Consider the following 22,563-nt stretch of genomic DNA (forward strand, 5'->3'; position numbering starts at 1 on the left):
CCGCGCGGCCGCGTGCTGGTCACGTCCGCAAGCAAGCCCGACCTCGCCCATGCCCGCGAGGCGGTGGCCGAATCAACGCTGGTGATCCACAACATGGTGCGCGCACGAGACGGCCTCTACCTGCGCGCGATGGACGGCGGCCTGGGCCGGCTGCAGCGCCTGTCCAACAACGGCAAGCTGGCCACCCTCCCCCTGCCCTTCGACGGCACGCTCGCCCGGGTGGATGTCGACCCCGCGCACGACGGCGCGCTGGTGACGCTGTCCGGCTGGCTGACGCCGACCGGCGTCTGGTCGGTCGACCGCAGCGGCAAGCTGGCCGACACAGGGCTCACCCCCCGGCCGGCCATCGACACCAGCGCCTACACGACCGAGCGCCGCTTTGCCACGGCCAAGGACGGCACGCGGATCCCCTACAGCCTGATCTACAAGAAGGGTTTGAAGCACGACAGCAGCGCACCGGCCTTCATCCAGGCTTACGGCAGCTACGGCGTGCCCGGCTACACGCCCGCGTTCGCCGGCCGCAGCCTGGCGCTGATCGACGCCGGCGCCATCGTCGGCTACGCCCATGTGCGCGGCGGCGGCGAGTACGGCCGCGACTGGCACCGGGCCGGCCAGATGGAGAACAAGCCCAACACCTGGCGCGACCTGATCGCCGTCACCGAGGACATGATCGCCAAGGGCGACACGGCCGCGCAGCGCCTGGTCATCGGCGGGCGCTCGGCGGGCGGCGTCACCGTCGGCATGGCGCTGACGGAGCGGCCGGACCTGTTCGCCGCCGTTGTCTCCGGCGTGGGCTGGCACAACCCGCTGCGCTACGTGGCCGAGCCCAATGGCTACGGCGAGGAGCCGGAATGGGGCGCCATCCGCGACCCAGCCGGCTACCGCTCGCTGAAGCGCATCGACAKCTACCAGGCCGTCGCCGACGGCACCAAGTACCCGGCCGTGCTGCTCACCACCGGCGTGACCGACTCGCGCGTGGCCCCCTTCCACCCGGCCAAGATGGCCGCGCGGCTGCAAGCGGCCACCGCCAGCGGCAAACCGGTGCTGCTGCGCGTGGACTTCGACGCCGGCCACGGCATGGGCTCCACCCGCGCCCAGCAGGACGCCGAAGCGGCGGACACCTACGCCTTCATCCTGTGGCAGACCGGCGTGGCCGGCCAACAACCGCCCAGGTGAGTGATGCTGTGGCGCCGCAGATTCTGACCAACCAGTCAGATTCAATTTAGACTGGCGCTCCTCCCGAGGAGCCACGCATGAGCGCCGACCATTCCAAGCTAGATGCCTACTGGATGCCCTTCACTGCCAACCGGCAGTTCAAGCAGGCGCCGCGCCTGTTGACCGGCGCCGACGGCATGTTCTTCCGCGACGACAAGGGCCGCGAGGTGCTCGACGGCATCGCCGGCCTGTGGTGCGTCAACGCCGGCCATAACCGGCCGAAGATCGTCAAGGCCATCCAAGAGCAGGCGGCCGAACTGGACTTCGCGCCGCCCTTCCAGATGGCCCACCCCAAGGCTTTCGAGCTGGCGGAGCGCCTGGCCCAGATCGCGCCGACGAGCATGAACCGCGTGTTCTTCACCAACTCGGGCTCCGAGGCCGTCGACACCGCACTGAAGATGGCCATCGCCTACCACCGCGTGCGCGGCGAAGGCGCCCGCACCCGGCTCATCGGCCGCGAGCGTGGCTATCACGGCGTCAACTTCGGCGGCATCTCGGTGGGTGGCATGGTGGCCAACCGCAAGATGTTCGGCACGCTGCTGGCGGGCGTGGACCATATCCGCCACACGCACGACCCCGCGCGCAACGCCTTCTCGGTGGGCGTCCCCGAGCACGGCGCCGAGTTCGCGGATGACCTCGAACGGCTGGTGCAGCTGCACGACGCGTCCACCATTGCCGCCGTCATCGTCGAGCCCGTCGCCGGCTCCACCGGCGTGCTGATCCCGCCGGCCGGCTACCTGCAACGCCTGCGCGACATCTGCGACAAGCACGGCATCCTGCTGATCTTCGACGAGGTCATCACCGGCTTCGGCCGCACCGGCAACCCCTTCGGTGCGCAGACCTTCGGCGTCACGCCCGACCTGATGACGGTGGCCAAGGGCATCACCAATGGCTGCGTGCCGATGGGCGCGGTCTTTGCGCAGCAGAAGATCCACGACGCCTTCATGACTGGGCCCGAGCACCTGATCGAGTTCTTTCACGGCTACACCTACTCCGCCCACCCGCTGGCCTGTGCGGCTGGCATCGCCACGCTGGACACCTACGCCGACGACGATCTGCTGACCCGCGCCGCGCGTATGCAGGACGAGTTCGCCACCGCGCTGCACTCGCTGCGCGAGGAACCCAATGTTGTCGACGTGCGCAACATCGGCCTCGTCGGCGGCATCGAGCTGAAGCCTCTGCCCGGCGAGCCCGCCAAGCGCGCCTTCAACATCTTCCTGGACTGCTGGGACAAGGGCCTCTTGGTCCGCACCACGGGCGACACCGTCGCGCTGTCGCCGCCTCTCATCATCGAGAGCGAGCACATCGCACGCATCATCGACACCCTCAGAGGCGCCCTGCGCCGCGCTGCATAAGAACGTTCTCTATGAAATGGCTACTCGCCCTTCTGTTGGCAGGGTCTGCCCACGCGCAGAACCTCACCTACCTCGGCCAGCAGATCGTGCCCACCACCGCGAGCTTTCGCGGCTTGCCCGTGGGCGGCCTGTCCAGCATCGACTATGTGCCCGCCACCGGCCACTACCTGGCCATCTGCGATGACCGCAGCGACCGCGGGCCGGCGCGCTACTACGAACTGACGCTGGACCTGTCCAAGTTCCGCCGCAGCGCCGACCCGGGCGAAGCCGGCGTGGGCTGGGTCAACATGACGACGATGCTGGACCTCGACGGCCAGCCCTTCGGCCGCAACATGGTCGACCCTGAAAGCCTGCGCCTGGACACCAAGCGCAACCTCATCTACTGGGCCAACGAAGGCCAGCGCTCCTCCGCCAGCGTGCAGAACCCCACCATGCGGCGCATGCAGTTGGACGGCAAGCCGGCCGGCGAGTTCGCCGTGCCGAGCTACTACAACCCCACGGGCAGCGCCGGCGGCCTGGCGGCGGGCGACGTGGGCGTCTACAACAACCTCGCCTTCGAGAGCGTGGCCATCACGCCCGACGGCAAGACGCTGTGGACCATGTCCGAGAACGGCCTGGCCCAGGACAGCCTGCCCACGGCGGTGGGCCGCGGCAGCCGCGCGCGCCTGCTGTCCTTCGACCTGGACACCGGCAAACCCGGCGCCGAGTACATCTACGACGTCGGCCCCGTGCCGTTCGCGCCCGCGCGCCAGGGCGACTTCGCCACCAATGGCGTGCCCGACATGCTGGCGCTGTCGGCCACCGAGTTCATCGTCATCGAACGCGCCTTCGCCGTCGGCGCCATCACGCCCGGCCGCGCGGCCCAGACCAAACAGCCCACCAGCAACACCATCAAGCTCTACCGCATCGACACGCGCGGCGCGACCGATGTGGCCGGCTGGCCCAGCATCAAGGGCCGCGACGTCGTGCCCGTCAAGCGCACCATGCTGCTGGACCTGTCCTCGCTGACCAACGACGACGGCAGCGTGCTGGCGCTGGACAACATCGAGGGCATCACGTTCGGGCCCATGTTTGAGGGCAAGCGCACGCTGATCCTCCTGTCCGACAACAACTTCAACCCGGCGCAGTTCACGCAAGTCATCGCGTTGACGATCGACTGATGCAGCCAGTCCCCTGGCGCGCCTACGCGCTGCTGGCCGCCAGCACCAGCCTGGTGGGCAGCTACGTCGGCCTGTCGAAACTGCTGGTGGCGGCTTTCCCGATCTTCCTGTTGGCGGGACTGCGCTTCGGCTTCGCGGCGGTGCTGATGCTGCCCTGGCTGAAGAAACCGGCGCAAGAGGCGCCGCTGGACGCGCGCTCGCGCTGGCTGCTCTTCCTCGAATCCTTCCTCGGCAACTTCCTGTTCTCCATCTGCATGCTGTTCGGCCTGCGGCAGAGCTCGGCCGTCGTCGCCGGCGTCATCCTGGCCGGCATTCCGGCGGCCGTGGCGCTGCTGAGCTGGGCCGTGCTGCGCGAGCGCCTGGGGGGCCGCACGTTGGCCGGCATCGTCTGCGCCGTGGGTGGCATCGCGCTCGTTGCGACGGGCAAGCAGGGCGGCGCGGAGACCACGCCGGTCGGCGCGCTGCTGCTGATCGCGGCCGTGTTCTGCGAGGCCTGCTACGTCGTCATCGGCAAGAAGCTCACTGCTGGCCTGGGGCCGAAGCGCATCAGCGCCCTCATCAACCTGTGGGGTCTGGTGCTGGTGACGCCGCTGGCCATCTGGCAAGGCCTGAGCTTCGACTTCGCTGCGCCGCGCGTGCTGGACTGGGGCCTGCTGGCCTACTACTCGGCGACGGCCAGCGTCATCACCGTGTGGCTTTGGATGGCAGGCCTGCAAGGGCTTCCCGCAGCCAAGGCGGGCGTCTTCATGGTGTTTCTGCCCATCAGCACGGCCCTCGTCGGCCTGACGCTGGGCGAGGCGCTGTCGACCCAGCAGGCGCTCGCCTATGGCCTGGCGCTGGTGGGTGTGTTGCTGGCGACCTGGCCGTCCAAACCGGGCTCTCGGTAGGATGACGGGATGTCCCTGGAAGCCGACCTCGCGCGCTGGCGCGAGCACCTGACCCGTTTCGCCGCCCTGCTGGGCAACCCGCCGGACCGCCACGCGCTGCCGGCGCCCGATGCCAGCCCCGGCCACTGCCTGATCTTTGCGCCGCATCCCGACGACGAATGCATCGTCGGCGCCCTGCCCCTGCGCCTGCGCCAGGAGGCCGGCTGGCGCGTCAGCAACGTCGCCGTCACGCTGGGCAGCAACGCCGAGCGACGCGAGGCGCGCTGGGCCGAGCTGCAGGACGCCTGCGCCGTGCTCGGCTTCGGCTGCATCCGCGTCGGCGAGGACGGCCTGTCCGACGTGCGTGCCGACGCGAGCAACCCCGAGCAGGTCGAGGCGCTTGCCGCCATCCTCACCGAGCACCGCCCCGCCCTCGTCCTCGCCCCGCATGCGCTGGACGACAACCCCAGTCATCGCGGCGTGTACCGCCTCGTCGTCGAAGCGGTGGCACAGGCCCGGCTGGACACGGTGCTGGCCTTCACCGAGTTCTGGTCCACCCAAGCCACGCCCAACGCGCTGGTCGAAACGAACATCGCCGACACCGCCCGGCTCATCGCCGCGCTGGAGCGCCACACCGGCGAGATCGCGCGCAACCCCTACCACCTGCGCCTGCCCGCCTTCCTGGCCGACACCGTGCGCCGTGGCGGCGAGCTGGTGCTGGGCGCCGGGGAGGCGCCGCCCGACTTCGCCTTCGCCACCCTCTACCGCCTCGTCGCCTGCCGCGCCGGCCAGCCCGTGGCGGAACTGCCGCGCCGCGTCTTCGCTGCCGATCAGGCCTTGTCTACCGCTGCACTGCTCACCTCATGACTCAACCCACCCACATCCGCGTCCACCAGTTCGCCGGCCTGCAGCCCGGCCCGCGCTTTCTCGTGACGGGCGCCGTGCATGGCAACGAGATCCACGGCACGAAAGCCATGGCCGAGATCATTCGTCAGCTCGACGCCGGCGAGCTGACGCTCAAGCGTGGCACGCTGACGCTGGTGCCCATCGTCAACCCGCTGGCCAACCAGTTGAACCGCCGCGAGGGTGACCGCAACCTCAACCGCAACCTGCGCCCGCCCGTCATCGCCCACGACTTCGAGGACCGCATCGCCCGCGTGCTGTGCCCGCTGATCGCCCAGCACGACGGCATCCTGGACCTGCACAGCTTCCAGGGCCAGGGCCCCGCCTTCGCGATGATCGGCCCGCGCGACAACAGCGGCGAGCTGGAACCCTTCGCGCAGGAAGCGACCGAGTCGGGCCTGGCTGCGGCGCTCGGCGTGACACGCATCGTCGAAGGCTGGCTGTCGACCTACGCGCTGGGCCTGCAGCGCCGCCAGCAGCGCGAGCACGACGGCTCGCGCCGTGCGTCGCTGATCTCCGACCCGCACTACGGCGTCGGCACCACCGAGTACATGCGCTCCACCGGCGGCTGGGCCATCACGCTGGAATGCGGCCAGCACCTGGACCCGAAAGGCCCCGAGGTCGCACGGCTGGCCATCCTGCGCGCGCTGGTCTTCCTGGGCATGCTGGACGAAAGCGCCGTCGAGGCGCATCGCCCGGCACAACCACCGGAGCTGCTGCAGCTCTACGACGTCATCGACCGCGAGGACATGGGCGACAGCTTCGAGCGCAGCTGGGCCAGCTTCGACGAGATCGCCGATGGCCAGCACATCGGCACCCGCGCCAGCGGCGAGGCCGTGCTTGCGCCAAGCGAGGGGCGCATCGTGTTCCCTAACGTGAAATCGCTGCCGGGTACCGAATGGTTCTACCTGGCGCGGCCCAGCGACCGCCAACTCTGAGCCCATGAAGCTGCTGCCGCCGCTGCTGGTGCTGCTGGTGCTGCTGGTGCTGCTGGCCACGCTGCCAGCCGCCGGCGCGGCGCCGCCACCGGCCCAGGTCGTCACCATCCCCTTCATGGAGCGCGAAGCGCCGCACCGCGCCTATGCCGACGCGCTGCTCGCGCTGGCATTGGATCTGTCCCGCGACAAGTACGGCCCCTACCGCGTCGTCCAGCAACGCGAGGAGACTGTCATCCGCCGCCAGTTGCTGGAGCTGGAGAAGGGCAGCAGCCTGTCGGTTGCCGTGGCCATGCCGTCGCAGGAATGGCTGGACGGCGCCCTGCCCGTGCGCGTGCCCATCATGCGCGGCCTGGCCAGCTTCCGGTTCTTCCTCGGGCGCCAGGCGGACCTGCCGCTCTACGAATCAGTCAAGACGGTCAACGACCTGCGCGCCCTGGCCATCGGCCAAGGCCCGGGCTGGTCCACCGCCAAGATCCTGGAGGACAACGGCTTCAAGGTCGTCTACGGCGGCGCCCACCCGACGCTGATCCCCATGCTGCACTCGGGCCGTTTCCAGCTGCTGATGCGCAGCGTCTACGAGGTCCAGCCGGAACTGCGCGCCCAGCAAGACGCCCACCCGGGCCTGGTCATCGTCGACAACTTTGCCGTCTTCACCTACATGCCCATCTATTTCTTCGTCGCCAAGAACCAGCCCCGGCTGGCCGAGCGGCTGGAATACGGGCTGAAGAAGGCATATGCCAACGGCCAGCTCGACAGGCTCATGCAACGCTACTTCGGCGACAGCCTGAAGCTGCTGAGGAACAAGCGGATCAAGTTCCTGCACCTGCCCAACACCAACATCGACAAGAGCTTCTTCGAGCGGGATCGGCCGTATCTGCTGGAGTCGGTCGTCACGCTGGAGAAGGCCGCGCGCCGTTGATGCCGTTGATTCCTCGAAGCCGGCCGCTTTACGTCCTGCTCGTCCTGACGGTCATTGCCGCAGGACTGGCATCACGCCGATATCCCTGGCTGTTACCGACACAGCTTGGCAAATATCCCGGCGATGCGCTCTGGGCGCTGATGGTGATGCTGCTTTACGGGCTCGCCAGGCCGGGCTGGTCAGTCGGCCGGGTGGCTGCGGCAACGCTGGCGACGTCATTTGCGGTGGAGTTCAGCCAGCTCTACCAGGCCGACTGGATCAACGCGATCCGGCACACCACGCCCGGGCATCTCGTGCTGGGCTCCACGTTCCATGCGCCGGACCTGCTGGCCTACACAGTCGGCGTGCTGGTGGGTGCAGCGTTGGAACGCCTGCTGCTGCGCGGACCGCCATCTCCGGACTGAAGCGGGTCAGCCCATCGTGCCGCGCGCCTGCATCGCCTCCCGCCAGCGACGCAAATGCGGGTGCTCATCTCCTGGCTTGACCTTCACCACGCGCGCAAAGTCCACCGCAACGACTGCGGTGATGTCGACGACGCTGAACTGGCCCGCAGCGATGAAATCGCGGCCGGCGAGATGCTCGTTCAGCGTCGCGAAGAACTGCTGCAACCGTGCCAGGCCGCGCTGGGCCAGTGCGGGGATCTGCGCGTAGTCCACCGGCCCCGGCAACGCGCGGTTGGCCATCGCCGGGCTGCTGTTGCGAAAGGCCTCGGCGATCGAGGCAAGCCCCTCGAACTCGACGCGCCACTGCCAGCTCGCGATCTCGGCCATGTCGAGCGGCGTGCGGCCCAGTAGCGGTGGTTCGGGATAGCTCGCCTCCAGCCAGGCAGCGATGGCCGCGTTGTCGGTCAACACGGCGCCCTCCTCCACGACCAGGGCCGGCACCGTGCATTGCGAATTGACGCGCCGAAACGCCTCGCCCATCTGCTCGCCGCTGCGCAAGTCCACCTGCACCGTCTCGTGCGGCACGCCCTTCTCGGCCAGCATGATGCGCGCCCGGCGCGGGCTGGGAGCGGTGGCGCAGTCGTAGAGCGTAATCACGGCGCCGCCACCTTGTCCTGCGTCTTCAAATCGAAATCGCTCGCCTCATGCCGCTCATGCAGCTGGCTGCCCGGCTCGCCCCAGGTACGGTTGACCTTGCGGCCACGCTGCACGGCCGGACGCCGAGCGATCTCGTCGGCCCAGCGGATGACGTGGGTGTATTCATGCACCGACAGAAACTCACCCGCGCCGTAGAGCTGGCCCTTGGCCAGCGCGCCATACCAGGGCCAGGTGGCCATGTCGGCAATCGTGTACTGCTCGCCGGCCAGGTAACGGCGCTCGGCCAGCAGGCGGTCCAGCACATCGAGCTGGCGCTTGACCTCCATCGCGTAGCGGTCGATGGGGTATTCCTGCTTGGTCGGCGCATAGGCGTAGAAGTGGCCGAAACCGCCGCCCAGGAAGGGCGCGCTGCCCATCTGCCAGAACAGCCAGCTCAAGGCTTCCGCGCGCTCGGCGCCGCCCGCAGGCAGGAAGGCGCCGCCGAACTTCTCGGCCAGATAGATGAGGATGGCGCCTGACTCGAAGACGCGCACAGGTTCAGGACCACTGCGGTCCACCAGCGCCGGGATCTTGGAGTTGGGGTTGGCCTCGACAAAGCCGCTGCCGAACTGGTCGCCCTCGTTGATGCGGATCAGCCAGGCGTCGTACTCGGCGCCCGCGTGGCCCAGGGCCAGCAGTTCCTCCAGCATGACGGTGACCTTGATGCCGTTGGGCGTGCCCAGCGAGTAGAGCTGCAGCGGGTGGCGGCCGACGGGCAATGCCTTGTCGTGCGTGGGTCCCGCAACGGGCCGGTTGATGCTGGCGAACTGGCCGCCGCTGGCCTTGTTCCAGGTCCAGACCTGGGGCGGGATGTAGTCAGGCGTCGTGTCGGTCATGGCGGCAACGCTAGCGCAAAAGCCGATTTCCTGCGTCGCCGGGCGCAATCGACGGCAAGCCCTTCACGCTTAGCTTCAACCTTCAAGCCGTGGGGGTCGTTGCCGGCCCGCAAAATGGCGGCATGCGAATCGACTTCATCTCCGACATCGTCTGCCCCTGGTGCGCCATCGGCCTGTATTCCCTCGAAGCGGCGGCCGCTCGCATCCCGGGGCTGGTGCTGGACCTGCATTTCCACCCCTTCGAGCTCAACCCCGACATGGGCCCCGATGGCCAGGACATCGAAGAGCATCTGGCGCACAAATACGGCGCCAGCCCGGCCGCGCTGGCGGGCACGCGCCAGGCCATCCGCGAGCGCGGCGCTGAGCTGGGCTTCACGTTCAGCATGGAAGCGCGCAGCCGCATCTACAACACCCGCAGCGCCCACCGCCTGCTGCACTGGGCCGACGAGGCCTTCGGCGGCACCGTGCAGCGCGCGCTCAAGCTGTCGCTGCTGGCGGCTTACTTCACCGACGGCCGCAACGTGTCCGACCCCGCCGTGCTGCTGGAACTGGCCACCGCCGCCGGCCTGCCCGAAGCCGAGGCGCGCGAGCTGCTGGCCGGCGACCGCTACGCCGCCGAAGTGATCGAGGCCGAAGCCGGCGTGCACGCCCAGGGCATCCACGCCGTGCCGGCCATCATCGTCAACCAACGCCACCTGATCCAGGGCGGGCAGTCGGTCGAGGTGTTCGAGAAGTTGCTGCGGCAGGTCGTGGACGACGTGGCCTGAAGGACTTGAAGGCAGGCATCCTCAGCGATGAGGATGCGAGCGCGTGGCACGCTCACTAGGCTCGGCAGCCACCGCCAGGAGCCTGCCATGAAGACCTGTCTCGTCCTGCCCAGCCTGCCCGGTCTGCTTCTGGCAGCCTCCGCCCTAGCCGCACCGCCCACGGCACAAAGCCCCTTCCACATCCGCCAGGCCAACAGCGCCAACAGCGGCAACCACGCGACGGGTGACATCCTCGTCTGGGGCATACAGAACGTGCTGCCGCCGGCCGCCGACCCGGGTGCCTATGTCTACGGCACGTCCGGCGTGTGCCCGGCGGGCAAGACCTGCGACTCCTTCGCCACCGACCCGGACTGGGTCAAGGCGCGCCTCTACGAGCGCGACTGGACGCTGACACCGCACCAGTACTTCGCGTCGACGCCGTACGACGCGGCCCTCACCGGTTCCAGGCGGCTGCTGCTGTCGACGGCTTCCAACTACTCCGCCGGCAACACGCTGACGGTGCAGACGCCCACGGTCGGCGATGTGGGCGCCATGCCCTTTGTGCAGTCGATGACGGTCAGCGGCTCGGGCCTCACGCCCACCATCAGCTGGACACTGCCGGGCAGCACGCCGGACGGCATCGACACCATGCGCATCCGCGTGCAGGACAACACCCACCCGGTCACGGTCGAGGCCCGCAACGGCCTGCCGCGCAGCTTCGAACAGTCCGACCTGATCTGGCAGAGCTCCGTGCTCGCCACCACCGGCCTCACCCTGCCGGGCGGCGTGCTGAGCTACGGCACGAGCTACTCCATCAGCATCGACCTGGCCCACACGCGCGGCGACGGCAGCGTGGACGCACGCTCCAGCTCCTATTTCGACTTCACGCCCATCGACCCCGCAACGCTGCCCAGTGGCGTCGGCAACATCGCGCTGCCGACGCTCAAGCCGGTGCCGACCGTCGACGGCGAACTGGCCGGCCCGGTCTACGGTTTTCATGTCGAGGACGTCGGCCCCGACCACATCACCTTCATCGACCCCGTCGTCGCCACCGGCTTCAGCTACGCGGCCGGCGCGGGCGACCCGAACTTCAAGGCCGTGCAGGTGGCCAGCAACGTTGGCGACGGGCTCTACGAGGTGTGGACCCGGTCGGGCAACGTCTGGCAGAAGACGGCCGACGGCGTCGCCGCCGGCGAGAGCTTCGACTTCGTCGCCCACGGTTTCGTCGGCGGCGTGAACGCCTTCGAGATCCGCGGCATCGAGGAATCGGCCAACGTCAACGCGTTTGACGTGACCGGCTTCGTCACCGGCCTGAGCTTCGTGTCCAGCGGCAACTTCACCGGCACCATGCAGGCCATCACGACGGCCGTGCCTGAACCTGAGACTTACTGGCTGTGGCTGGCCGGTGCCGGCGCCCTGCTGGCCTGGCGCCGGCGGCAGACCTGAGACAATGGCGCCCTGTTTCCGAAGCCCGCCGCTGGCGGGCTTCTTGTTTCTCCAGAGCCCATGTTCAAGAACCTGATCACCTACCGCATCGGCGAAGGCTGGACCACCGATGCCAAGCAGCTCGGCGAGCAGCTCGCCAAGGAACCCTTCCTGGCCTGCGCCCCGACCCAGCCCCTGGCCGTGGGCTGGGCGCCGCCGCGCGGCATCGAGCACGCGCCCCTCGTCGAAGTAGTCGACGGCCACTGGCTCGTCAAGCTCAAGCGCGAGCAGCGCCTGCTGCCCTCCTCCGTCGTGCAGGAGCGCGTGGACGAGCTGGCCGAACACATCGAGGCCACGACCGGCCGCAAGCCCGGCAAGAAGGCCAAGAAGGAGCTCAAGGAACAGGCCGAGCACGAGCTGCTGCCGCGCGCCTTTACCAAGACCTCGGCCACGCAGGTGTGGATCGCGCCCGCGCAGCAGCTGCTCTTCGTCGACGCTGGCTCCACCAGCCGCGCCGATGAGGTCATCACGCTGCTGATCCAAGCCAGCCCGGGCCTGTCGCTGCAACTCGTGCAAACGGCCGAGAGCCCCGCCGCCTGCATGGCCGCCTGGCTGCTGGACGGCGTGACGCCCGAGGGCTTCCAGATCGAGCGCGAGTGCGAGCTCAAGGGCAGCGACGAGCAGAAGCCCGTCGTGCGCTACGCCCGCCACCCGCTGGACATCGACGAGGTGCGCGCCCATCTGACCAGCGGCAAGATGCCCACGCGCCTGGCCCTGAGCTGGAACGAACGCGTTGCCTTCACGCTGACCGAGGGCTTTGCGGTCAAGAAGATCAGCTTCCTGGACCTGGCCTTCGAGGGCCGGGCCGAAGCCAGCGGCGATGAGGCGTTTGACGCCGACATGGCGCTGGCCACCGGTGAGCTGGGTCGCTTGATCCCGGCGCTGATCGAAGGCCTGGGCGGCGAGCATGACTTTGCCGCCGGTGGCGCGGCACCGGCGCCCGTGCCGGCCGCCCTGCCCGAGCCAGAAGCGGTCGCCGAGGACGCGCCGCCTTGGTGACCCGCTAGAAGCCCAGCTTGAGCGTCACGCGCACCGTGCGTGGCTCGGCGGGGTGGACATGCCGGTCGGCCACCGGCGCGGCTTCGCCGGGCAGCTGCGACTCGTAGAAGTACTCGATGTCGTTGAGCTTGCGGTCGGTCACGTTGAACACGTCGAGCGTCAGCTCGGCCTTCTCCCACAGCTTGCGGCTGACGCGCAGGTTGGTCGTCAGCGACGATCGCGAACGCACGCTGTTGTCCTCCACCAGCGAGCCCGAGCCGAGGTAGCGCCATTGCAGGCTGGCCGACCATGGGCCCAGCTCGCGCACGGTCACAGCAATGGAGCCGACCTTGTCGACAGCGTTGGGGATGCGGTTACCGGCCACGTCGGCGTCGGCAAAGCGCGCATGCGTCCAGGCCAGGTCGGCGTCGATGAGCAGCCACGGCGCAGGTACGTAGCGGTTGTTCCACTCGATGCCATGGCGCTTGCTGGGGCGGTTGGCCTCGGTCGCACCAGCGTCGCCAACGTAGACCAGCTCGGAGTCGAAGTCCAGCTTCCACAGCGCCACCGAGCTTTGCAGGCCCGGCACCCACTCCGTGCGCACGCCCAGCTCCATGCCGCGCGCGGCGACAAGACCCGGCACCTTGTCGACCGCGTCACCGGTCCTGGGGTCGACCGTGGCGGTCGTGCCGCGCGCGTCGTTGCTGTGGAAGCCCCGGCCGGCGTTGAAGAAGAACTCCGTCTTTGCCCAGGGGCCGGCAATCAGCGACAGCTTGGGTGACAACAGATGCGCCGAGGCGCTGCCGGAGTTGGCGGCGTTGCTCRGGCTGTCGACCTTGAAGCGTGCCTGGTCCGCCCGCAGGCCGACGACGCTGCGCAACCAGGGCGTCAGCTCGACCGATGTCTGGCCGTAGACGCCGAGCTGGGTCTCGCGCACGTCGTCGTCGCGCGTGGTGCCGATGAGGCGGCGCTCCACCGTGTCGTAGAGGCCCACGCGGATGCGGTCATGGCGCAGTTGCAGGCCGACCTCGCTGCGGGCCGGCAGGTCGCCCAGGCGATGCTCGACGGCGTGGCTGGCGCTGGCGCCGTAGACGCTGCGGCTGTCCTGCTGCGAGAACTGGTCGCCGTCATCGGGGCGCTCCAGCGCATAGGTGAAGTTGGAGAAGAGCTTGAGCCGGTAGTTCATCGCGTAGGCTGCGACATTAGTCGTCTCGCTGCCGGTGTTGCGATGCCATTCGCCGGACAGGCTGCTGCGACGCGTCTCGCCACCGTCGCTGGTGTCGATGGCATCGAAGCGCCCGAAGGCTTGGCCGTTGTACATGCCCGCCGTGATGAGGCGCTCGGGCACCTGGTCGGTCGACTGCCACTTCGCGTCGTAGCCCATCAGGCTGGCGCTCCAGCCCTCGGCCCCGGTGCCGCCGGACAGCGTGACCACGCCATTGCTCTTGCGCAGGCGCTCCGGCAGCTTCCATGGGCCGTCGTTGTACTGCACCTCGACGGCGCCCAACAGGCTCAGGCCGCTACCGATTGCCGTGGAGCCGGCGCCGACAAAGCGCTGGAACTGGCGCTGYCCCAGCGTCAGCGCGGCGAAGCTCTCGTCCAGCGTGCTGCGGTAGGCGATGTCGGCCGAGCCGGCGGCAGCGAAGTTGCCGTTGCTGGCGAAGTACGGCCCCTTGCGGTACTCGATGCGGTCGACCAGCTCGGGGATGAGGAAGTTCAGGTCTGAATAGCCCTGGCCGTGGCCGTGCGTCGGCATGTTGACGGGCAGGCCGTTGACGCTGGCGGCGAAGTCGGTCCCGTGGTCGAGGTTGAAGCCGCGCAAGAAATACTGGTTGGCCTTGCCGTCGCCCGAGTGCTGCGTGACGATGAGGCCGGGCACGAACTCCAGCACCTCGCCCGGCCGCAGCGCGGGGCGGCTCTTCAGCAGTTCGGCGCGGATGGTGCCCTGCGAGGCGGCGTCGGCGCTGCCGATGGCGTTGTCGTAATGGCGGCCTGCCACTTCGACCTTGTCGAGCACGGCGGTAGCGACGACGACGGGGCTTTCAGCCTGAGCTTGAGCCGCAGAAGCAGCGAGCACGCAGACAGCGGCCAGCAGCGTCGGCTGGAAGCGATTCTTGGACATGGGAGATCTCGGGAAACCGGGGCCTGCGGGCGCGCGCAGGGGCCGCCCGTCGCGGCTGGACAGGCGGAAATCAGGAAGCGTTCGGCTGAGCTCAGCCCCGAGGAGGCGTCAGCGGCGGCGCGACAACGCGGTCGCGCCAGGCCAGGCCCGCCATGACGGGGCGGTCACCGCCCTCACCCGCCGGCAGCGCCAAGGCGGCCGGCAGCCAGGCCAGGAAGGCCGTCGCGCCGCCTTGCAGGGAGTCGTCTGCCGGCTCGGCCACATCAAGCACGTCGGCGTCGTCGTGCGAGTGTTTGTGGAAGACGCCGCCATGCGCGTGCAGCTCGGCCGACGGCCCCTTGCTCACCACCCAGCTGAGCTTGGCCGCCTGCAGGCGTGGGTCCTGGGCGGCATGCAGATGGTCCAACAACGCCCGCAGCGGCGACGCCGCTGCCGGCGCTGCACCGGTGTGCACATGACGATGGCCCTGCACGCCGGCAATGAGCTGGGCCACGCTCTGCAGCGGCAGCACGACGAGCAGCAGCATCAGGATGCCGGTGCGCGTTCGTTGCAGGAGTGATGACAGGATGAGGGGCACGGGGGCAAGCAAACCAGAACGGCGCATCGTCGGTGGCTGGCATTGCCAGCGTATGACAGGCGTCATCCGTTTTACGCAGACCCGCAGCGGCCGGATTCGCCGCCCCCTAGGTCAGCGGCCCCAGCTCGTGAACGGCTTCACCGCGAGGTTGGCGTTGACGTAGCGGCCGTCACCGGTCACCTCGTCACCCAGCCATGAAGGCGATGCGAAAGCCTGGCCCTCGGCGTCAAGCTCGATCTCCGCCACCACCAGACCGGCGTTGGCGCCCAGGAACTCGTCGACCTCCCAGGTCATGCCCTCATGCGGGCACAGGTGGCGGATCTTCTCGACAACGGGGCCGCCGCACAGGGCCAGGAGTTGCTGCGCGTCGGCCAGCGGCACGGCGTACTCAAACTCGGCCCGCGTCGCGCCGCGCGTGGTGCCCTTGATGGTCAGGAAGGCCGCATCGCCCGCAATGCGCACACGCACCGTGCGCGCGGGGTCGCGGCTGAGATAGCCCTGGCTGAAGCGCGTCTGGCTTGCGGCCTGCTCGCGCCAGCCGTCGCCCGTGACGAGGAACTTGCGTTCGATCTCAATGCCCATCACTGCCTCCCGCGCGCGCCGCGGCCTCGCGCAGCTTGTCCTTCTTGCTCTTGCGCGTCGTGCTCTTGATGCCGCCCGCGGCCTGCGCCTCGGTGGCCACGGCCTCGGGCTCGAAGCCGGCGAGGCGCTCGCGCGGCACGCGCTGGCCCTGGCGCTTTTCGATGAGGCGGAAATGGCTCTCGGCGTTGTCCGGGCTGTCCGCGCAGATGAAGCTGATGGCCAGGCCCTCGGCCCCCGCGCGGCCGGTGCGGCCGATGCGGTGGGTGTAGTCGGCAGCGGAGCGCGGCAGCTCGTAGTTGACGACGGCGTCCAGCGCGTCGACGTGCAGGCCGCGCGCGGCCACGTCGGTGGCCACCAGCACCTTGACGCTGCCGGCCTTCAGCGCGGCCAGCACGTCGTGCCGCGCGCCCTGGCTCAGCTCACCGTGCAGCACGCCGGCCTTGAAGCCGTGGGCGAAGAGCTTGTCGGACACGAGGTCGGCCGTGTAGCGGCTGGCGACGAAGACCAGCGCACGCTCCCAACCCGCGTCCTTCAGCAGCTGCCGCAGCGCGGGCAGGCGCTGAGCGCGGTCAAGTTGGATGGCGCGCTGCGTGATCTGCGGCGGCGCTTCCTTGATCTCGATGCGCACGGGTTCGTGCAGCAGCTCGGCAGCCAGGCTCTCGACGGCGGGCGCGAAGGTGGCCGAGAACAGCAGGTTCTGCCGACGCGCCGGCAGCTGCGCGATGACGCGCTGCAGCTCGTCCGCAAAGCCCAGGCCCAGCAAGCGGTCGGCCTCGTCCAGCACCAGGCATTGCACACCGGCCAGCRTCAGCCCGTTGTGATCCAGCAAGTCGAGCAGGCGGCCGGGCGTGGCCACCATCACGTCGCAGCCGCCGCGCAGCGCCATCAGCTGCGGGTTGATGGACACGCCGCCAAAGGCCAGTGCGATCCTGGGCCGGTGCAGCAACCTGGCCGCAATCTCGCGCAGGAACTCTGCGGTCTGGGCCGCCAGCTCGCGGGTGGGTGCCAGCACCAGTGCGCGCGGGCCGGGCCGGGGCGGCGAATCGACGAGCCGCTGCAGCAGCGGCAGCGCAAAGGCGGCCGTCTTGCCGGAGCCGGTCTGCGCCAGAGCCAGCACGTCGTGGCCGGCGAGCACGGGCGGCAGGGACGCTGCCTGGACGGCGGTCGGCGCGTGGTAGCCCTGCTCGCGCACGGCGCGCAGCAGGGCGGGCGTGAGGCCCAGGGATGCAAAGGACATGCGCGATTGTCGCGGCAGCGGCAGTCGCCGCCCGGCCGCGCTGTGCGGCAGTCAGGGCGCCGTCGTGAAGGACCAGACCAGATGCAGCGGCGTCGCGCCAACGGCGCCATCGAACTCGACGCGATAAGTCTCCCCGGCCCTCAGGGGTGCGTGGGGCACCAGTGCCGCCTCACCCTCGCTCAGGAAGCCGTTGCGGTCGTTGCTGGAGGTCAAGACGGTGGCCTCGACGGGCGAGCCGTCGGCTGCTATCGAAAGCGCGAAGCGGCTGACGTAGACGGCAGCCGCCGCATGCAGCGAGACCGGGTAGCCCTCGGTGAGGCCGGCGTCCAGCGGCTTCATATTGGCCGCCCGCATTTGGGTGGGCAGGCCGGTCGCACCGGCGCGCGGCCATGTCGCCCAGACATCGCCGCCGGCGCTGACCGTGCCCGGCAGCAGGGCCGTGTCGAGCACCATGGCGCGCCGTTGCCCGCCGGGCTCTGCGGAGAAGCCCAGCCCGAGCTGCTGCACGCGCGGGTCGAGCAGGAACATGCGGCCGTAGAGACTGTGCAGCGTGTCGTTCACATAGTCCCAGGGCTGCGGCTCGGCGGCCAGGGTGGCCGCGTAGCCGATGACGATTTCACTGTGCGAGCGCAGGCCGGGCGACGAAGCCGCCGCGATGCCCGCAGCCGCGAGCCGCTGTGCAACGTCGGTGCCGGTGAAGCACGGCAGACCCGGCCGCTCCTCCACTGCGGTGGTGTCGTTGGCCACCGCATAACGTGCGTGTGACTGCGCGGTGCCATCAAACGCAGACAGGCGCGTGAACTGCGGCAGGCCGAGCGCCTGGCGCGTCACATTGACGAGCGAGAACGCGGTCGAGCGGATCTGGGGCGCGTCGCCCGGCGCACAAGCCACGCTGCCGCCGGGCACCGGGTCCGGCGTGGTGCCAACGATCGGAGGCGGCAGCAGGGGCGCTGCCGCCGACGCTGCCGGCGCGATTGGGGCCGGCGCAGGGCTGCTGATGGTGCTAGATGGGCCGCTTGCTTGGCCAGCACCGCCACCGCCGCCACAAGCGGTCAGCGCCATCAGCAATAAAAGCGCCGAAAAGCTCAGCAGGGGCCGGCGGGTGTTCGACATGAGGACTCCTGATCCAGCGGACGCCGGTCCAGGTGCCGGCCTCACGATTGGAAAAGGCGCCCCGCGCAACGGCCATCGGCCGGGATGGGAAGAGGTCGTAGGACGCTATGCGTCCCGTTGTCAGACAGCCGGGTCAGGCAGTCAGAACAGCGCCTGCTGGTCAGCCGCCAGCTGGCCGGCAGCGCGGGCTTCGATGAGCAGCAGCCGGCGCTTGGTCTCGACGCCACCCGGCGCGGAAAAACCCGTCGGCGCACCGCCTGCGCCCATCACGCGGTGGCAGGGCACGATGGGCGCGAAGGGGTTGTGGCCTTCGGCCCGGCCTACCGCGCGCGCCGCGCCAGCGTCGCCCAGCGCAGCAGCGATCTCGCCGTAGGTTCGCGTCTGACCGACGGGGATCTGGCGCGTCAGCCAGAGCGTGCGGCGGTCGAACTCGGCCACCTCGCTGTCATCCAGCTTGACGGCCAACAGTTCGCGGTGATCAGCGGTGTCGCCAGCCAGCAGACGCTGGACGAGCGCGATGGCCACGCTCACCGTCCTCGGCGGCTCAGCCTCGGCGGCGCCGTCGAAGCGTTGGTGCATCAACGCGCGCAAGGCATCGACGTCTGCAGCCGGCAGTTGCGAACCAATCAGCCCTTCGCTCGCGTCACCGCGCCAGGCGATGCCGCAATGGCCCAGCGCGGTCGCAAAGATGGCGAACTGCAGTGTCACGCCACGCCCTGCCCCAACCGCGCCTCGGTGGCTCGCGCCGCGACCTCGCGCGGCGCGAGCGTCTTCAAGCGGTGGTCGCTCCAGACCTGCCGCCAGCGCCGCGCGCCCGGCGTGCCGTTCCACAGGCCCAGCGCGTGGCGCATGGCATGCGACCAGGAACGGCCGGCCGCGTGCACGCGTTCGAGATAGTCCAGCCAGGCGTCTTCCACCTGCTCGCGCGACGCAGCCGGGTCGGGCTGGCCGAAGAAGCGCGAATCCCACTGCGCCATGCTCCAGGGCTCGTGATAGGCCTCGCGGCCGACCATGACGCCGTCCAGATGGGCGAGCTGTCCGGCGATCTCGTCAGGTGTCTTCAGGCCGCCGTTGATGGCGATGGTGAGCTGCGGGAACTCGCGCTTGAGTTGCGCCACCAGCTCGTAGCGCAGCGGCGGGATCTCGCGGTTCTCCTTGGGGCTCAATCCCTGCAGCCAGGCATTGCGGGCATGGACGATGAAGACCTCGCAGCCGGCCTCGGCGACGGTGCCGACAAAGTCGCGCACGAAGCCATAGCTCTCGTTCCTGTCGATGCCGATGCGGTGCTTGACGGTGACCGGCAGCGAAGTCGCATCGTGCATGGCCTTCACGCAGTCGGCCACGAGTTGCGGCTCGGCCATCAGGCAGGCCCCGAAGGCGCCCTTCTGCACCCGCTCGCTGGGGCAGCCGCAGTTCAGGTTGACCTCGTCATAGCCCCAGCGCTCGGCCAGCTTCGCGCAGGCTGCCAGGTCGGCCGGCTCGCTGCCGCCGAGCTGCAGCGCGACAGGGTGCTCCTCGGCGTTGAAGTCCAGGTGGCGCGGCTGGTCGCCGTGCAGCAGCGCGCCGGTCGTCACCATCTCGGTGTAGAGCAGCGTGCGGCGGGTGATGAGGCGGTGCAGGTAGCGGCAGTGCCGGTCGGTCCAGTCCATCATCGGCGCGACCGACAGGCGCCAGGGAGAAATAGCTTCGGAATTCACACCCCGATTATCGAGGGCCGCAAAAGACAAAGCCCGCGCTGGGCAGCGCGGGCTTTGATGAAGACGGGCTCGAAGGGATCAGCGGCGGCGGCGGGCAGCGCCAAGGCCACCCAAAGCGGCCGCCATGACCAGGGCCAGGCTGGCGGGCTCGGGCACCGTGTTGGGCGCGGCGCTGTACTCGACGAGAAAACCATTCGTTTGGCCGCCATTCGTGCCGGGGCCACCATGATCATTCCAGCCACCGCCGCCATTGGCCCAATTGGTCTGAAGGTAGTTCTCACCTCCGTTGACGTTGTTGGGCTCGCCACCGTTCCAATTGAAGAAGGTCAGCGCCTGGCCGGCTTCGGGGCCGGCACGCCAGGTCCAGTTGCCTTCCGAGCCGTCGTCGGAGCCGCTGATCCAGGCCAGGACACCGCCGGCTACCGTCACGGACGCGAAGCGGTTTTCATCCGCGTCGGTCAGCGTGGCCAGATAGCCGGTCAGGCCCAGATAGCTCTTGCTCTGGGCTGCGGCCAGGGCGTCGGCCCAGGTCACGGCATCACCGAAGAATTCGTAGTAGTGGTCATTGCCGCCCAAGGCGGCGGTCCACTGCACGGGGGCTGCAACGGCGGCCTGGCCGATCAGGCCGGTCGCGATAAGGGCAGCGGCAAGTGCTTTGCGCATTTATGTCTCCTTGGGCGTGAAATATTGGCGCGAGTGTCATGAGACCGCTACCACGCGCCAACCCCCAATCCAGGGGGAGACAGCTTCAGCTCAGGTCATGCAAGGGATGCTCGGTCGGCGCCCATGGGCTGACGAAGAAGGCGGCCACCTCGGCCGGGTCAACCCCGGCGACCGTGGCCGGTGCCCAGCGCGGTGCGTGGTCCTTGTCAACAGCCAGCGCGCGTATGCCCTCGACCGTCTCGCTGCGCGCCGCACCCCGCAGGTGGAAGGCATGGTGCACCAGATCGCGCTCCAGGCGCAGGTCATCGGCCAGGCTCAAGCGGCGGCCCCGACGCACCAGTTCAAGCGTGACGGCCAGCATGGTCGGTGAGCGCTTGAGCAGCGTCGCGCGTGTGCGCTGCGCCCAGTCGTCGTCAGCGCGGGCGAGCGAATCCAGCATGTCGGCCAGAGTCGGCAGGCTGAAGTGGCGATCAATGCGATTGGCGACGGCCTTGGGGTCGGACGACGGCGCCAGGTCGACGCGCTCCATCACGGTGGCGACGACATGCTCGGCGCTGGGCTGCGCGCCGTGGCGCAGGTCGTCGATCAGCGCGGGCCAATGCTCGGCGCGCACGAAGACGTCGCCCAGACCCCATTCGATGGCGTCACCGGCCGCGATGGCCTGGCCGGTCAGCGCCAGCCATTCGCCCACGGCGCCGGGGCATTGGCCGAGAAACCAGCCAGCACCCACGTCGGGGAAGAGACCGATACCGGTCTCCGGCATGGCCAGCGTGGAGCGATCACTCAGCACGCGCAGCTTGGAACCCTGACTGATGCCCATGCCGCCGCCCATGACGATGCCGTCCATCAGCGCGATATAGGGCTTGGGGTAATGGTGGATCAGATGGTTGAGGCGGTACTCGTCGGTGAAGAAGTCGCCCAGCGCCGGGTCGCCCGCATGGGCGGCCTGGTGGAAGAAGCGGATGTCGCCGCCCGCGCAGAAGGCCGGCGGCCTGCCTTCACGGCCGGCGCCCAGCACGGCGACGGCCTGGATCTGCGGCGACGCGGCCCAGTGACGCAGCAGCGCGGTCATGTCGCGGATCATCGCCAGCGACAACGCGTTCAGCGCCTGCGGGCGGTTCAGCGTGATGAGGCCGAGGCAGCCATTGACTTCGGCCAGCACGTGGCCGTCGGATACCAGGGGCGGGATCAGGTCGGTCATGCGTTCTTCAAGGAAGGTTTGCAGGTTTGACGGCGGGCGGCGCCAGCGCCTCGTTGGCGATCAAGGCGGCGAGCACTAGGCTACCGCCGATCAAGGCCGCGCTGCCTGGGTGTTCGCCCGCAAACAGCCAGGCCCAGAGGACGCCGAGCAAGGTTTCTGCCTGGCCCAGCAGTGCAATCTCGTGGCTGGGCAACTCGCGGGCCAGGCGCACGGCCAGTAGGCAGGGAATGGCGAGCTGAAAGACGCCGAGCAGCGCCAGCAGGCTGAGGTCGTGAGCCCCGGCCTGCATCGGCCAAGCAAGCGGCAGCGTGACGATCATCGAGATCAGCGCGCCGATGAGGACGGCCGGAAGCATGTCGCCACCCTGCCCCACCTTCTGCAACAGGCACCAGTTCGTCGCCGCAGCCAGCGGCACGCCGAGGGCGACCACCACGCCCAGCAGCGGCCCGCCGAGCTGGCCGCCGAACATCCAGGCAATGCCCGCACCGGCGACGGCAATCGCCCACCAGGTACGCGCCGGGATCGGCTGGCGCAGGAAGACCCGCGCAAAGATCGCCGTGAACAGCGGCGACAGCGACATCGTCACCAGCACGTTGGCCACCGTCGTCAGCGACAACGCCACCATGAAGGCCGTGAACATGACGGCCCAGCACAGGCCGGACGCCCAGACCGCACCGCCGGACATTGCCGACCAAAGCGCCTTGCCCCGCATCACACCGAGGATCAACACCAGCGCCGCTGCGTTGAACGCACTGCGCCAGAACGTGATCTCGAACCCACGCGCCGCATCCAGATGCCGCGTGACCACGCCCGCCGAACTCCACATCAGCGTGACCAGCAGCATCAGCAAGACGGCAGATCGGTGGCTCATCAACGAAGAGCGCCCCGTAA

At 69.2% G+C, this 22,563-nt stretch carries 23 protein-coding genes; 11 read left to right on the forward strand and 12 right to left on the reverse strand.

From position 1 onward, the window contains the following. The 8 genes from ACXRVZ_RS23120 to ACXRVZ_RS23155 all read left to right on the forward strand — a co-directional run. Positions 1-1,176: prolyl oligopeptidase family serine peptidase (locus ACXRVZ_RS23120; protein WP_458232864.1), on the forward strand; the 1,176-nt coding region annotated here is incomplete at its 5' end. Between the two features lie 77 nt (positions 1,177-1,253). Further along, the gene (locus ACXRVZ_RS23125) at positions 1,254-2,570 is read left to right on the forward strand and encodes an aminotransferase class III-fold pyridoxal phosphate-dependent enzyme (RefSeq protein ID WP_458232865.1); all 1,317 of its coding nucleotides are present in this window, start codon (positions 1,254-1,256) and stop codon (positions 2,568-2,570) included. A gap of 11 nt (positions 2,571-2,581) precedes the next feature. Next, positions 2,582-3,730, forward strand: coding sequence for an esterase-like activity of phytase family protein (locus tag ACXRVZ_RS23130; RefSeq protein WP_457426775.1), 1,149 nt, complete (start codon positions 2,582-2,584; stop codon positions 3,728-3,730). Further along, positions 3,730-4,617 carry a DMT family transporter gene (locus tag ACXRVZ_RS23135; protein ID WP_457426777.1) on the forward strand — a complete coding sequence of 296 codons (888 nt, stop codon included), beginning with the start codon at positions 3,730-3,732 and terminating at the stop codon, positions 4,615-4,617. The genes ACXRVZ_RS23130 and ACXRVZ_RS23135 overlap by 1 nt, the downstream gene beginning before the upstream one ends. 9 nt (positions 4,618-4,626) lie before the next feature. Beyond that, entirely contained in the window at positions 4,627-5,463 is an 837-nt protein-coding gene (locus ACXRVZ_RS23140) for a PIG-L deacetylase family protein (RefSeq protein WP_458232866.1), read from the forward strand. Continuing rightward, on the forward strand, positions 5,460-6,437 hold the full coding sequence (locus ACXRVZ_RS23145; protein ID WP_457426781.1) for a succinylglutamate desuccinylase/aspartoacylase family protein: 978 nt from the start codon (positions 5,460-5,462) through the stop codon (positions 6,435-6,437). The genes ACXRVZ_RS23140 and ACXRVZ_RS23145 overlap by 4 nt, the downstream gene beginning before the upstream one ends. A 4-nt stretch (positions 6,438-6,441) precedes the next feature. Beyond that, positions 6,442-7,356, forward strand: coding sequence for a substrate-binding periplasmic protein (locus ACXRVZ_RS23150; RefSeq protein WP_457426783.1), 915 nt, complete (start codon positions 6,442-6,444; stop codon positions 7,354-7,356). Beyond that, entirely contained in the window at positions 7,356-7,760 is a 405-nt protein-coding gene (locus ACXRVZ_RS23155) for a ribosomal maturation YjgA family protein (RefSeq protein ID WP_457426785.1), read from the forward strand. Before ACXRVZ_RS23150 ends, ACXRVZ_RS23155 begins: the two co-directional genes overlap by 1 nt. A gap of 6 nt (positions 7,761-7,766) precedes the next feature. Here the strand turns inward: ACXRVZ_RS23155 and ACXRVZ_RS23160 are convergent, their stop codons facing one another. Together ACXRVZ_RS23160 and yghU are read right to left on the reverse strand one after the other, a co-directional pair. After that, a complete protein-coding gene (locus ACXRVZ_RS23160) occupies positions 7,767-8,396 on the reverse strand; it encodes a glutathione S-transferase family protein (protein ID WP_457426787.1) in 630 nt (209 codons plus the stop codon). Beyond that, on the reverse strand, positions 8,393-9,271 hold the full coding sequence (gene yghU / locus ACXRVZ_RS23165) for a glutathione-dependent disulfide-bond oxidoreductase (RefSeq protein ID WP_457426789.1): 879 nt from the start codon (positions 9,269-9,271) through the stop codon (positions 8,393-8,395). The genes ACXRVZ_RS23160 and yghU overlap by 4 nt, the downstream gene beginning before the upstream one ends. 122 nt (positions 9,272-9,393) lie before the next feature. On the opposite strand from yghU, the gene ACXRVZ_RS23170 reads away from it, so the two are divergent. The 3 genes from ACXRVZ_RS23170 to ACXRVZ_RS23180 all read left to right on the forward strand — a co-directional run bounded on the left by ACXRVZ_RS23170 (position 9,394) and on the right by ACXRVZ_RS23180 (position 12,501). Beyond that, a complete protein-coding gene (locus tag ACXRVZ_RS23170) occupies positions 9,394-10,038 on the forward strand; it encodes a DsbA family oxidoreductase (protein ID WP_457426791.1) in 645 nt (214 codons plus the stop codon). A gap of 87 nt (positions 10,039-10,125) precedes the next feature. Continuing rightward, positions 10,126-11,463: a PEP-CTERM sorting domain-containing protein gene (locus tag ACXRVZ_RS23175; RefSeq protein WP_457426793.1), complete on the forward strand. Its 1,338-nt coding sequence runs from the start codon at positions 10,126-10,128 to the stop codon at positions 11,461-11,463. A gap of 60 nt (positions 11,464-11,523) precedes the next feature. Beyond that, entirely contained in the window at positions 11,524-12,501 is a 978-nt protein-coding gene (locus tag ACXRVZ_RS23180) for a recombination-associated protein RdgC (protein ID WP_457426795.1), read from the forward strand. 4 nt (positions 12,502-12,505) lie between these two features. Here the strand turns inward: ACXRVZ_RS23180 and ACXRVZ_RS23185 are convergent, their stop codons facing one another. The 10 genes from ACXRVZ_RS23185 to ACXRVZ_RS23230 form a co-directional block, all read right to left on the reverse strand. Continuing rightward, positions 12,506-14,602: a TonB-dependent receptor gene (locus ACXRVZ_RS23185; protein WP_458232867.1), complete on the reverse strand. Its 2,097-nt coding sequence runs from the start codon at positions 14,600-14,602 to the stop codon at positions 12,506-12,508. Between the two features lie 91 nt (positions 14,603-14,693). Continuing rightward, the gene (locus tag ACXRVZ_RS23190) at positions 14,694-15,179 is read right to left on the reverse strand and encodes a hypothetical protein (protein WP_457426799.1); all 486 of its coding nucleotides are present in this window, start codon (positions 15,177-15,179) and stop codon (positions 14,694-14,696) included. Positions 15,180-15,290: 111 nt separating this feature from the next. Further along, complete coding sequence (locus tag ACXRVZ_RS23195; RefSeq protein ID WP_457426801.1) at positions 15,291-15,761, reverse strand: CYTH domain-containing protein; 471 nt, start codon at positions 15,759-15,761, stop codon at positions 15,291-15,293. Beyond that, entirely contained in the window at positions 15,751-16,998 is a 1,248-nt protein-coding gene (locus ACXRVZ_RS23200) for a DEAD/DEAH box helicase (RefSeq protein ID WP_458232868.1), read from the reverse strand. The genes ACXRVZ_RS23195 and ACXRVZ_RS23200 overlap by 11 nt, the downstream gene beginning before the upstream one ends. 51 nt (positions 16,999-17,049) lie before the next feature. Further along, a complete protein-coding gene (locus ACXRVZ_RS23205) occupies positions 17,050-18,111 on the reverse strand; it encodes a hypothetical protein (RefSeq protein WP_457426805.1) in 1,062 nt (353 codons plus the stop codon). A 141-nt stretch (positions 18,112-18,252) separates the two neighbouring features. Beyond that, positions 18,253-18,819 (reverse strand): methylated-DNA--[protein]-cysteine S-methyltransferase, encoded by a 567-nt coding sequence (locus ACXRVZ_RS23210; protein WP_457426807.1) that lies wholly within the window; start codon positions 18,817-18,819, stop codon positions 18,253-18,255. Beyond that, positions 18,816-19,763, reverse strand: coding sequence for a tRNA dihydrouridine(20/20a) synthase DusA (gene dusA, locus ACXRVZ_RS23215; protein ID WP_457426823.1), 948 nt, complete (start codon positions 19,761-19,763; stop codon positions 18,816-18,818). The genes ACXRVZ_RS23210 and dusA overlap by 4 nt, the downstream gene beginning before the upstream one ends. Before the next feature lie 123 nt (positions 19,764-19,886). Beyond that, positions 19,887-20,471: a lectin-like protein gene (locus tag ACXRVZ_RS23220; protein ID WP_457426809.1), complete on the reverse strand. Its 585-nt coding sequence runs from the start codon at positions 20,469-20,471 to the stop codon at positions 19,887-19,889. Between the two features lie 85 nt (positions 20,472-20,556). Next, entirely contained in the window at positions 20,557-21,672 is a 1,116-nt protein-coding gene (locus tag ACXRVZ_RS23225; protein WP_457426811.1) for an enoyl-CoA hydratase/isomerase family protein, read from the reverse strand. A 7-nt stretch (positions 21,673-21,679) separates the two neighbouring features. Then, positions 21,680-22,543 carry a DMT family transporter gene (locus ACXRVZ_RS23230; protein ID WP_457426813.1) on the reverse strand — a complete coding sequence of 288 codons (864 nt, stop codon included), beginning with the start codon at positions 22,541-22,543 and terminating at the stop codon, positions 21,680-21,682. Positions 22,544-22,563: the final 20 nt, after the last annotated feature.

This window comes from Roseateles sp. P5_E8, assembly GCF_054177665.1.